The 12584-nt window shown below is 47.4% G+C and carries 11 protein-coding genes; 10 read left to right on the top strand and 1 reads right to left on the bottom strand.

All coding sequences use genetic code 11. From position 1 onward, the window contains the following. Positions 1 to 688 precede the first annotated feature (688 nt). The 8 genes from HQN90_RS37710 (at position 689) to rarD (ending at position 8328) form a co-directional block, all read left to right on the top strand. Entirely contained in the window at positions 689 to 2011 is a 1323-nt protein-coding gene (locus HQN90_RS37710) for an ABC transporter substrate-binding protein (protein WP_173227953.1), read from the top strand. A gap of 94 nt (positions 2012 to 2105) precedes the next feature. Next, positions 2106 to 2990 carry a carbohydrate ABC transporter permease gene (locus HQN90_RS37705; RefSeq protein ID WP_246363035.1) on the top strand — a complete coding sequence of 295 codons (885 nt, stop codon included), beginning with the start codon at positions 2106 to 2108 and terminating at the stop codon, positions 2988 to 2990. Positions 2991 to 2993: 3 nt separating this feature from the next. Further along, on the top strand, positions 2994 to 3839 hold the full coding sequence (locus tag HQN90_RS37700; protein WP_173227951.1) for a carbohydrate ABC transporter permease: 846 nt from the start codon (positions 2994 to 2996) through the stop codon (positions 3837 to 3839). 56 nt (positions 3840 to 3895) lie between these two features. Next, positions 3896 to 4858 (top strand): glycoside hydrolase family 43 protein, encoded by a 963-nt coding sequence (locus HQN90_RS37695; RefSeq protein ID WP_173227950.1) that lies wholly within the window; start codon positions 3896 to 3898, stop codon positions 4856 to 4858. A 144-nt stretch (positions 4859 to 5002) separates the two neighbouring features. Further along, positions 5003 to 5701 carry a pirin family protein gene (locus HQN90_RS37690; protein ID WP_173227949.1) on the top strand — a complete coding sequence of 233 codons (699 nt, stop codon included), beginning with the start codon at positions 5003 to 5005 and terminating at the stop codon, positions 5699 to 5701. A 21-nt stretch (positions 5702 to 5722) separates the two neighbouring features. Further along, positions 5723 to 6055 carry a hypothetical protein gene (locus HQN90_RS37685; RefSeq protein WP_173227948.1) on the top strand — a complete coding sequence of 111 codons (333 nt, stop codon included), beginning with the start codon at positions 5723 to 5725 and terminating at the stop codon, positions 6053 to 6055. 75 nt (positions 6056 to 6130) lie between these two features. Beyond that, positions 6131 to 7213 (top strand): nitric oxide synthase oxygenase, encoded by a 1083-nt coding sequence (locus HQN90_RS37680; protein WP_173227947.1) that lies wholly within the window; start codon positions 6131 to 6133, stop codon positions 7211 to 7213. 227 nt (positions 7214 to 7440) lie between these two features. After that, entirely contained in the window at positions 7441 to 8328 is an 888-nt protein-coding gene (rarD, locus tag HQN90_RS37675) for an EamA family transporter RarD (RefSeq protein ID WP_173227946.1), read from the top strand. Between the two features lie 60 nt (positions 8329 to 8388). On the opposite strand, the gene HQN90_RS37670 is transcribed toward rarD, so the two are convergent. After that, complete coding sequence (locus HQN90_RS37670) at positions 8389 to 9279, bottom strand: LysR family transcriptional regulator (RefSeq protein WP_173227945.1); 891 nt, start codon at positions 9277 to 9279, stop codon at positions 8389 to 8391. A 250-nt stretch (positions 9280 to 9529) separates the two neighbouring features. On the opposite strand from HQN90_RS37670, the gene HQN90_RS37665 reads away from it, so the two are divergent. Both HQN90_RS37665 and HQN90_RS37660 read left to right on the top strand, forming a co-directional pair. Then, positions 9530 to 11017, top strand: coding sequence for an SLC13 family permease (locus tag HQN90_RS37665; protein ID WP_173227944.1), 1488 nt, complete (start codon positions 9530 to 9532; stop codon positions 11015 to 11017). 21 nt (positions 11018 to 11038) lie between these two features. Next, on the top strand, positions 11039 to 12277 hold the full coding sequence (locus tag HQN90_RS37660) for a 2,3-bisphosphoglycerate-independent phosphoglycerate mutase (protein ID WP_173227943.1): 1239 nt from the start codon (positions 11039 to 11041) through the stop codon (positions 12275 to 12277). Positions 12278 to 12584: the final 307 nt, after the last annotated feature.

The raw sequence follows: 12584 nt of genomic DNA, 5'->3' as shown, positions 1-12584 counted from the left end.
CGGGGGCGAAACAGTGAAATAGAGGAACAGAGTTCCGCGTGCGGTCCATTTAGCACGGTTTTTGGCAAAATAGAGGAACGACGTTCCCTCTGGAGTGGATTTGCTACTGGTGGTGGAGTTAGATAGATGGTTGGGAGAACGCGGAGAGTAGCTGCAAGGGAAAGTAGCTGATTAGTTGGACGTTTGGCAGCCGTCAAAAGAACTATAATCCTCTATCCCGCCTCGAAATGGTGAATTCCAGCAAATACTGGCCAATTAGCGGATCGTAGTTCCGTCTCACTAGCTAAATGGCTGTTTTGCCCATAGTAAGGGTAGTAAGAAGCAGTAAGAAGTAGTAAGAAGCAGTAAGAAGCAGTAAGAAGCAGTAAGAAGCAGTAGTAAGCAGTAGTGATCGGTAGTAAGCAGTAGTAAGCAGTAGTAAGCAGTAGTAAGCAGATAAGAGCACCTAATAACACCCAGAAGCCCCTAAAACCAAACTTTAAGCAGCTAGAACTACAGAACAAGTTAAAGTTGCATTATAAAATAAATCCCCATCATTCACGTCGTTAATTATAATAAACATAATTTTATACTCAATTGGATATATTATTATGGTTTTTTATGGCATATAATTCGATGTGTAAAGCGCTTACACGGTAACGGGCACGGTTTTAGGATCATCAAATTTATCTTTAGGGGGATATATCGAATGAAGAGGAAGCTAAAATTATCGTCTGCTGCACTCTTAGCATCCATGCTTTTATTATCTGCTTGTACATCGAACTCTAGTACAAACAATGAGGCAGCTACAGCCAAAAATGATAGCGCAACCAAAAAGGCAGCGCCTGTTAAGCTAAGCTTCTGGACGTTTAATGAGCTGCATCAGAAGTTTTTTGAAAGCATGGCGGAGTCGTGGAATAAAGCTCACCCCGAGCAGCCGGTTCAATTGGAAGCGACAACATTCCCATATGATGATAATCACAATAAGCTGCTGGTGGCGCTGCAATCTGGAACGGGCGCTCCGGACATGGCTGACATTGAGATCAGTAAAATCGGCAACTATCTAAAAGGGGATGTTCAGCTGGCCGCTCTGAATGACATTGTTGAACCGGAGAAAGCCAATCTGGTGATGTCCCGTCTCGATAATTATGCGAAGGACGGCAAATATTACGGTATCGATTACCATGTTGGTGCACAAGTCATTTATTACAATAAGGAAATTCTCGATAAAGCAGGCGTGAACGCCGACGAGATTAAGACGTGGGATGATTATGAAAAGGCCGGCAAGCAAGTGCTTGAGAAAACCGGCAAACCGATGACGACCGTCGAAACGACAGATCAATGGAGCTTGTGGCCCATGGTAGTCCAGCACGGCTCGGACTTTTTGGACAAAAACGGCAATGTGACGCTTGGTGATCAAGCGAATTTAGAATCATTGACCTACCTGCAGAAGCTTGTGAAGGAAAAAGTAGCTGTTACAGCGCCAGGCGGCTTTCACCATGCCGAGGAATATTACGGCTTCATGAATAAAGGCGGCGCAGCTTCCGTGTGGATGCCGATGTGGTATATGGGGCGTTTCACGGACTATATGCCTGACCTCAAAGGCAAAATCATCATTAAACCGATGCCGGTATTCAAACAAGGCGAGAAGCGCTCTTCCGGTATGGGCGGTACAGGGACGGTTATTACCAAACAATCGAAAAACCAAGATGTAGCTAAGAAATTCCTCTCCTATGCCAAATTGTCCAAAGAAGGCAACATTCAGATCTGGTCACAACTAGGCTTTGACCCTATTCGCTCCGATGTGTGGAACGATCCGGCGCTGAAGGCAGACAATAAATTTACTGCTTATTTTGGCAAAAACCTTTGGGATGTTCTGATTTCTGTGAAGGATGAGATCGCCCCTACCAATATCAAAGAGAAAACGCCGGCTGTTTCCGATTACATCAAAACGAAAACCATCTTCCAAGCACTTAATGATATGAAAGATCCGAAGCAAGTTCTGGATGATGCCGTGAAAAATATTAAGTAAACTGAACGCCCCGCGTTCTGCTGCTGGCTTTGCACTAGGGATGCTCTTGAGCAAAGCTGGCAGCATTTCTAGAGAGGAGTGGCGATTCGACAATATGAATAAATTTCTGTATTCCTCCCGGGTGGCTCCCTATGTATTCGTTTTGCCTTTTGTGCTGTCGTTTCTTATCTTTTTCGCATATCCGGTGATATCGACGATTATGATGAGTTTTCAAGAAGTGCTGCCTGGGCAAACTCATTTCATCGGGTTAACGAATTATAAGAATTTATGGAGTGAATCGTTCTTCACGGCGTTAAAAAACAGCAGCAGATACACGTTTTGGACGCTGTTGGTGCTTATTCCATTGCCGCTTGTACTTGCTGTATTTCTAAATGCGAAGCTGACTAAAGCGAGTGCGTTCTTCCGTTCCGCTTTGTTTATTCCTTCCCTCACATCGGTCGTTGTGGCGGGAACTATATTCAGACTTGTTTTCGGCAGCTTGGACGATTCGGTGATGAATGCTTTTCGTCATTTGCTGGGCATGCCAACGATCAATTGGTTGACGAATTCTGCGACAGGCATGTTAGTTATGGTGATTCTGGCCACTTGGCGTTTCACTGGCGTTAATATTATTTATTTCCTGTCGGCGCTTCAGAGCATCCCGCATGAGCTATATGAATCGGCGGAGATTGACGGGGCTAACACGTGGGATCGCTTTTGGCGAATTACACTTCCTTTATTGAAGCCTGTCGCTATTTATGTGATTACGATTTCCATCTATGGCGGGTACTCGATGTTTACGGAGAGTTTTATTCTCTGGAACGGCAACCGCTCCCCGAATGACATTGGTTTGACCATGATTGGTCTGTTGTACCGTGAAGGCATCGAGAAAAACAATCTAGGCTTTGGTTCGGCCGTTGGGATTACTTTGCTTGCGATTACGATGGTGTTAAATGTCATTCAGCTGAAATTTTTCGGATTGTTCAGGAAGGAGGATTAAGGCATGCAGATACAACGACATAAATTCCTGCAAACCTCCTTGCTGCTCTTATTGTTCATCGTACTTGCTGCGCTGGCGCTGTTCCCGTTCTACAGTCTTGCGTTAGCTTCGTTAAAGCCGTCGAAGGAAATGCTGCGGTATGGACTCAACGTGAAGCTTCAGCCTGAACTATTATCGTTTCATAACTATGCGTTCTTATTTTCGGCAGCAGCGAAGAAGTACCTGATTTGGTACAAAAACAGTATTGTGATCTCGATTGTGTACACCGCATTGTGTCTGCTGCTGTCTTCGATGGTAGGCTACGGCATAGCGATGTATCGGTTTAGGGGGAGGAACCTCATTTTCCTCCTTGTCCTCCTGGTCATGATGGTGCCCGTGGAAATTATTATGCTTCCTTTGTATAAGCAAATGATTGCCTTCCACTTGATCGATACGTACAGCGGGGTCATTTTGCCATTCGTGGTGGCTCCGCTGCCGATCTTCTTCTTCCGGCAGTATGCCGGCGGACTGCCCAGGGATTTCCTTGATGCCGGGCGAATTGATGGCTGTTCGGAATATGGCATCTTTTTCAAAATTATGATGCCGCTTATGGCGCCGGCTTTTGGTGCCATGGCGATCCTGCAAGCCCTTGCGAGCTGGAACAGCTTTGTTTGGCCGCTGATTGTACTCAAAACAGGCGATAAGCTGACCCTGCCGATCGGCTTGTCCAGCCTTGTAACGCCTTATGGCAATAACTACGACATCCTCATTGCCGGGTCCGTATTGGCAATCGTGCCTATCCTTATCGTCTTCATTTTCTTCCAGCGGTTCTTTGTATCGGGCCTTACCGTTGGCGGAGTGAAAGGATAAGGGAGGGGGAGGATGACTAGCCTCAACTACACAGACAGTATCAAAGGAGAATCACGATGGGGAACCTAGAAACCAGCTATATCACACCATTTTTGGAGCAGCGCGCTGATCCATGGATGTATAAACACACAGATGGCTATTATTATTTTACCGCTTCGGTACCGGAATATGATCGTATTGAAGTGCGGCGTTCGACGACGATTGCAGGCTTGAAAGAGGCTCAGCCTGTCGTGGCATGGCGTAAATATGCCGAAGGTCCCTTAAGTGCCAATATATGGGCGCCTGAGCTCCATTTCGTAGCGGGCAAGTGGTATATCTATTTTGCTGCTGCGAGAACGACGGAAACGAATGAAGGGCTTTTTGATCATCGGATGTATGTGCTCGAAAATAGTTCCGCTAACCCGCTTGAAGGGGAGTGGGTAGAGAAGGGGCAGCTGCGCACCGAGTGGGAAAGCTTTGCACTGGATGCAACGACTTTCGAGCATCGTGGTGCCCGGTATCTGGTTTGGGCGCAGAAAGACTTGAATATTCCCGGAAATTCCAATCTTTACATCTCTGAAATGAGCAGCCCATGGACGCTTCGCGGCAAACAGGTCATGATTACGACGCCAGAATATGATTGGGAAATCATCGGCTTCAAAGTAAATGAAGGCGCCGCGGTGCTGAAAAGGGGAGGGCGCATTTACATCAGCTTCTCAGCGAGTGCGACAGATTTTAACTATTGCATGGGGCTGTTAACAGCGTCGGAGGATGCTGATCTGCTGGACCCGCAAGCTTGGACAAAATCGAGCTCGCCTGTTCTGACGACCGATGAAAGTATCCGCCTCTTCGGGCCTGGACACAATAGTTTCACATTGTCAGAGGACGGCACCGAGGATATCTTCGTTTTCCATGCCAGAAACTACAAGGAAATTGCAGGCGATCCCTTGTATGATCCCAATCGCCACACCTTTGTGCGTGTGCTGAAATGGCATGAGGATGGCACGCCAGATTTTGTGGGCTCTGTATTGGCTGAATAGAATTTGCTTCTGAACCTCTACCTCACTGCTTGTGAAGGGGGAGGTTTTTTGCTGTTTTCGAAATAATTCTGCCACCGTTCTGACATGGATGTGGGTTGTCTGAATGTGTTAAGCTAGGAGTACTTAATGAAGGAGGCGATTGCTGTGATCCAAGTATTTCCCGCGCACACGCGCAATGCGACTGATATAGGCTGGCTGAAGAGCTATAAGAACTTCTCATTCGGTGATTATTTTGATGAAGAGAACGTTGGTTTCGGGGTTATGCGTGTATGCAATGACGATGATATTGCCGCCGGTCGGGGATTTGGCCCGCATCCGCATAGCGATATGGAGATTGTCAGCATCGTTCTCAGCGGAGCTATTAAGCATGAAGATAGTCTGGGGCATGTTGCGGTAACAGCAGCCAATGGCGTACAGCGGATGTCTGCGGGTAGCGGCGTCATTCATGCCGAATACAATGCATCGGAAACGGAGCCGATGAGCCTGTTCCAGCTTTGGTTTATGCCGCAGAAGCGGGGGATGGAGCCCTCTTTTGAAAATGTCACCTACGAGCCTGACGCGATGATCAATGCTCTTCTGCCTGTGGTTACGCCTGAAGGCGGGGAGCACCAAGCGAAGATTCATCAAGATATGAGTATTTATTTGAGCAAATTGGAAGCAGGGAAAGAGCTTGTTTTCACACAAGGCGAGAATCGCCGCATTTTTTTCATGGTGATCAGCGGCAAATGTTCAGCTAATGAGGTTGTTTTGGAAACGAAGGACAGTGCGCGTATGCAAGCTGAACAAACCGTCACCATCCAAGCGTTGGAAGATACTCATTTCATGTTGATAGATCTGCCATAATGGAGGAAGGAGGCTGCGGCAATGAAGGAAACCTTTTTGGTGAAGCATGCGGTAGGCGGTCGAGCATTTATTGATACAGGCAAAAATCCTATCCCTTATACGTGGAAGCAGGTCGAAGACCAGTGGATTTTTACCATGCAAATAGAGAAAGCTGAGAACATTGCTGAGCTTTTGAAATGGAAAAATGAGCTGAATGTATTCATCTTTCAAGACATCGAAAATGAGCCCACGAAGAAATTATGGTTTTATGTAGGCGACGATTCGGTTCATTATGCGGAGGAAACTGGCGAATTGACGATTGTTGCCAAATCCCAAATCGTTTATATTCCAGAACAGTTCAGCGCACAATTGTAAGATCACATAAAGGGAGCTGTTAAGGGGATATCATCCTGAGCCAGCTGCCATGAATATTGGAATGGAGTCCTACGCATGAAAGTTCAGGATCAACTACTGGTGAAGGCAATCCCTTTTATCCAAGAATGTTATAGCGAATTAGGCAAAAGCGAAGCTGAAACGAACAGCCGCCTAGCAGAGATTACACAAGCCATCCAGCACAAGGGGTGCTACGAGCATACGACGGAAGAGCTGGAGCACGGTGCCAAAATGGCATGGCGCAACAGCAACCGCTGTATTGGGCGATTGTTCTGGGAGACGCTGAGGGTTCACGATGCGCGGCATGTTGTGACCGAAGAGCAGATGGCTGAGGCGCTTTTCAAGCATATCGAAGTCGCGACCAATGGCGGGAAAATTCGCCCGGTGACGACCATCTTTCCACCTGTGCATGACAAGGGCGAGGCGTTTCAGATCTGGAATGAACAGCTTATTCGCTATGCTTGCTATGAGACGGAGGAAGGGCTGGTAGGCGACCCGGCCTCCTTGCATTTTACGAAGCAATGCCTAGCTCTTGGTTGGCAAGGAGCGGGAACTCACTTCGATGTGCTGCCGCTCGTCGTTCAAATCGGAGAAAGAGCGCCACGCTTGTTCGAAATACCTAGCAACTTAGTTTTGGAAGTACGTATCTCGCATCCGGAAATAGAGGCTTTCGAGCAGTTGAAGCTGCAATGGTATGCCGTGCCGATCGTCTCGAACATGCGGCTTGAAATCGGCGGTATCTCCTACACCGCAGCTCCGTTTAATGGCTGGTACATGGGAACCGAGATTGGCGCGCGCAACTTTGCGGATGAGGCCAGGTACAATCTGCTGCCGCATGTGGCAGCAATTATGGGGCTGGATACCCGGCGGGATGCGTCCTTGTGGAAGGATCGTGCCTTGGTTGAGCTGAATATCGCCGTGCTGCATTCCTATCAGCAGCAAGGAGTAGCCATTGTGGATCATCATACGGCTGCCAGACAGTTTCAGCGGTTTGAAGACAACGAACAGAAAACGGGACGAGATGTAACCGGTGACTGGTCTTGGTTAATTTCACCTCTGTCACCGGCGACGACGCATGTGTTTCATCAGCACTATACTAATGAAGTGAAGCTGCCCAATTTTTTCTACCGGAATGAATAAAAGAAATTTCTAGGCCTGCGTGCCGTTCACCGTTGTTTGGATGAGTGTGCGCAGGTTTTTTCATGCCGTCTTAGCAGCGAAGAGCAGATCCGCCAATTTATAGATAATACGGACAAAAGAAGACACGCTATGTTACAATAGAACGACTGAAAATTGACCGGTGGCCAAAGCACAATAATAACGTTGCTTGTTTTGTGTTGCTAGACATCTGAAAAGAGGATTTTACTATGAAAAAAGGACTCTGGTACGCTATCCTTGCGTATATCGCATGGGGCTTGCTGCCATTATATTGGAAATCGTTTGAATCGCTGCTTGCAGGGGAGATCTTGTCTCACCGAATTACGTGGTCCTTTGTGTTCATGGCTATTTTCTTGCTGCTGAGCAAGGGGCGCTGGCCGGAAATTCGCAAGATCGCGACGAATGGAAGAATACTGCTGCTCATCGGGGCTAGCGGCATTCTCATTAGCTCCAATTGGCTCATCTTTATTTGGGCTGTCAACAACGGCCATGTGATCGAGACGAGTCTTGGCTACTATATTACTCCGCTGTTTAATGTTATGTTGGCTGTACTTTTTCTGAAGGAGAAGCCAACGGGCAGTCAATGGCTGGCGGTTGCTCTGGCAGGAGTCGGGGTTATCCTGGCAACGATTGATTATGGCCGATTCCCGTGGATTTCTCTGACATTAGCATCTACCTTTGGCTTATATAGTCTGGTGAAAAAGAGAGTTTCCTATGATGCCTCGATTGGACTTGCAGGGGAGACGACGGTTGTTTTTCCGATAGCCCTCGCCTATATTATTTACTTGCATGCCGCTCATCAAGATTCCGCGTGGTCACTGCCGCCGCTCTCTTTGATCATGCTGCTGCTCTCAGGTGTGGCAACTGCGCTGCCCTTGCTGTGGTTTGCCAAAGCAGCGTCCCGTCTTCCGCTCTCGATGCTGGGATTCATTCAATACATTGGTCCCTCCATCACATTGCTGCTCAGTATATTCGTATTCAAAGAAAAGTTTTCTCCGATGCTCCTCGTCAGCTTTGCCTTCATCTGGACAGCACTGATCGTTTATGCATTGGCTTCTATGAAAGTGTCAAGGACCGCCGCAGCGAAGGCGAATTAATAGAACCGTTCGAGAGACTGCTCTCGGACGGTTTTTTCATTTGCTTTAGGCATATGCTGCTCATGATTGGGGCTGCTTCAATAGTGGAAGGAACTGTTTGGCTGCTGGCGAAAAATGCTTGTTGCGATGATGGACATAACTAATCCCCCGTAGAAATTGAATGCCTTGGACAGGCACTTTAACCAGCAAGCCATGATTAATTTCCTGCTGAATCGCGAAGCTGGAAACGATGGAGACGCCTAGATGATGAATGACGCCTTGTTTGATGCCTTCCAAATTGCTGATTTCCAAATAGTTGGGAGGGGCGAATCCATGCTCTTTAAATTGATCTTCTAAGTAAAGACGTGTAGCGGATTTATCCGGTTTCAGAATCAAGGTTTCATTCACCAAATCTTCCAGTGTGCATTCCTTCTTCTGCGCCAGTCTGTGCAAAGGATTCACGATCAGAACCAGCTCATCCTGATAAAAAGTGGTCCGTTGATAGCGGGTTTCGTCAATCCGTACGCGATCGGACAGCACTAAGAAATCCACTTTATTCGTATCGAGCATGTGAAGCAGGTGGTTGGAAGACGTGATATTCATATTGATTTTAATATTGGGAAAGGAAGTTGAATAAGTGCGCAGCATGCTGGGAAGCAGATAAACTCCGACAAAGTTGCTTGCCCCGATAGATAAGGTTCCGAAGGATAGATCCTCCAGCTGCCTCATATGGTCCTTAGCCGAGTGAAGCAAGTTAATGATTTGTTCGGCGTAGGGCTTGAATTGCTCGCCTTGCTTCGTTAAGTAAAGTTTTTTTCCGATTCGGTCAAAAAGGGGAACGCCTAATTCTTCTTCGATGCTCTGAATTTGCATACTGACAGACGGTTGAGAGCAATAAAGCAGCTCAGCGGCCTCCGTAAAATTAAGACATTCGGATAGCGTAATAAAGGTCTGTAATTTGTTGACGTTCATAATGCCTTGCCACCACCATTCATTCGATAACTATAATTCGTCCAAGAACTATAAGATTATCTTATTATAATCAAAATACAATCAAATTGTATAATAGTAACTCGATTCTTATAATGAAACTGTTGCCAGGTAAATAAGGGGATGTCAAATGATGTGGATAGGAGGGATTGCTCAGCAGGAAGTGAGAAACCGGCCTCATCGGTATACTGGTTTGAAAGCGAATACATTAATGAGTTGAGGAGAATGTACGATGACCCAAATCCTAGCTGCCACTGAAAAGGATGGCAAGGAACCACCTCTCCAGAAGAAAAGCAAAGTGGAAGATTTGATGCAAAAGTGGGGAATCCCGCTTGCGGCTGTTGTGGGGCTGCTTTTATTTTTCATGCCTACGCCGGCAGGGCTGACGCTAGAAGCTCAGAAAGCGATTGCTATTTTTACAGCTTCATTGATTCTTTGGATCACGACACCGATTCCGATTTATTTAACATCGATTATGGCTATTTTGCTGCTTCCGTTAACCGGAGCTGTGAAGGATCAAGAGATCGCCTTCGGGACATTAGGCTTCGACGTCATTTGGCTCATGGTGGCAGCCTTCATTCTCACTTCTGCCATGATGAAATCGAATCTGGGCCGAAGATTTGCGCTATGGATGGTCACGAGCTTCGGGCAAACACCCAAGAGGACGCTGCTCGTCCTGATTATTATTAACTTTGTGCTCGCCTTTTTCGTTCCTTCGACAACAGCAAGAGCTACACTGATGGTGCCGATTTGCTTGATTTTGCTGGAGGTATACAAAGCTATGCCTGGTAAAAGCAACTTGGGCAAAGTGATGATGCTGCAAGGGGTCCAAGCGGATGCGATTGCGACCTCCGGCGTGATGACGGCCACCTCATGCAATATTATCGCAGTTGGCTTCATTAATGAACAAGCGGGCGGCCATATCGGCTATATGGATTGGTTGCTCGCTTCCATGCCTACGGCAATCATTACCATGGCGCTGACATTTTTCATCGGACTCAAGCTATTCTCTTTCAAAGGGGAGTCCAATTTCCAAGATGCCATGGGCATGCTGAAGGATGAATTAAAGAAACTGGGTTCCTTTTCATTGAATGAAAAAAAGGCATTGGTCATCTTTGTTTGCACCGTAATCCTATGGGCTACTGGGGATTACCAAAAAGATTGGTTTGGCTTCGCTATCAGTACGGAGCAGACGGCCGTGCTTGCCGCGCTTTTCTGCCTGCTTCCCCGAATTGGGGTGCTGACCTGGAAGGAAGCCAATATCAAATGGGAGCTTATGATCTTCGCAGCCGGAGCATATGCGGTCGGCAATGCCCTCGATAAATCCAAGGGGGCGGAGTGGATCATCAAGAAGGTAGTCAGCTTTTTGGGACTGGAGCAGATGAATCATGTCTTGGTGTACGTGGTGGTTGTGTTCCTAAGTATGTACAGCCATCTCATCTTCACGAGCAAAACGGTGCGGGTAACGATTCTAATCCCAGCGTTTATCGCCTTAGCCAAGTCTCTAGGAATGGACCCAGTGCCTTTGGCGTTAGCTGCTGCGATGACGATGACCTATACGATTACGCTGCCGCCGCATTCCAAAGTGAATACGATTTATTTCGGAACCGGTTACTTTTCCGTGCTGGATCAAGTGAAATATGCGATTGTGACGTGCTTTATCGGTGCAAGCGTAATCAGCTTATCCATCTTTACCTGGTTTAAAATACTGGGATTATAAAACACATTTTCGGAGGAAACCATGCTAAAAAGAAAAGTGATTTTGGCGATTGCTGACGGTGTGGGAGACCGTCCTCATCCTTTGCTCAACCAGGAAACACCTTTGGAATATGCGCAAACGCCCAATTTGGATTACCTTGCGACTAGAGGGATAACCGGCATGATGAATTTAATTAGGCCCGGCATTCCGGTGGGTACGGATATGGGGCATCTTATCCTGTTCGGCTATCAGCCGCATCATTACCCTGGGCGCGGGCCGATTGAAGCTTTGGGAATCGGGATGACCATTAAGCCGGGAGATGTTGTGCTGCGGTGTAATTTTGCGACGGTAGACGAGAAGGGAATCGTCATTGATCGTCGGGCTGGCCGAATACGTAGGCAAACGAATCTGATCGCTGAGGCTGTCAGCGGCATGGTGATTGACGGGGTAGAGGTATATGTCAAAGAGGCGACGGAGCATCGCGCTGTTATGGTTTTGCGGGGCGAGGGCTTAAGCGAGAAAATCAGCGATTCAGATCCTAAAGCACCGAATGACGGGATGCCGTTTGCGGTGATAGAGCCGCTGGATGCTTCCGAGGAATCGATCAGAACCGCTTCTATTGTTAATCGCTTCCTTATTCAGGCGCATGAAATCTTGAGGCATCATCCTGTAAATAAAGAGCGGATGGAGCAGGGGAAGCTACCTGCGAATTTTATTCTGACTCGGGGAGCGGGACGCATGGCCGAGCTTGAGCCTATCGCCGAGCAGCTTCAGATCCGAGGGAGCTGTATTGCAGGGGAAAGCACGGTTCTTGGCGTTGCTCAGCTCGCTGGGTTCAAGATGATTACCGATAGCCGGATGACGGGCAATATCGATACGGATATCCACTTGAAAGCCAAGCTGGCCATCGAACAAATTGCTGAAAATGATATCGTCTATGTGCATATGAAAGCACCCGATGTGAAAGGGCACGATAACCTGCCGTTCGAGAAAGCCAAAGCGATCGAGCTGTTCGACCAGATGGTAGGCAACATCCTGCAAATGCTGCCGGACGATACGTACCTTGCGCTTGCGGCAGATCATTCCACCCCGTGTGAAATCGGGGAACATACCGGCGATCCCGTTCCGATCCTCATTTATGGTCCCAGTATTCGAAGAGACAGGGTCATGGCGTACAATGAATTGGACTGTGCTTACGGAGGGTTAGGGCATATGTCCGGAACTGATTTTGTTAGTACCTTGCATGGTTTAATGGGCGTTGTGAAGAAGCAGGGGAATTGACTTTTTTGCAAATTCCTGCAAATGTGCATCCTTTTCGACTCGAGAATCAGCAAAACCGTGAAAAGCCTGCGATTATGCATCCTTTGGAGACCTTTTCCCGAATCTAGGAAGGAAAAGCTCAAAAAGCCTGCATAATCCAGGCTGTTGAGTAACCCTTAGTTTTCACAAAAAAACTATGAAATCAAACGGGACCTTAGCGGTTTTGAGGTGAAAAAGAACAAGTTAAGAAGGGTTGAGCCAAGCCCATCCTTTCTGGCGAGGTGTTGCGCTATCTTCTTGATGTTCTGTGCAACCGCAGTCATCAAGA

It is taken from the genome of Paenibacillus alba, assembly GCF_013204855.1.
Taxonomy (GTDB): Bacteria; Bacillota; Bacilli; order Paenibacillales; family NBRC-103111; genus Paenibacillus_E; species Paenibacillus_E alba.
Note: the sequence above shows the minus strand (reverse complement) of the source record. Positions and strands in the feature narration are given on the sequence as shown.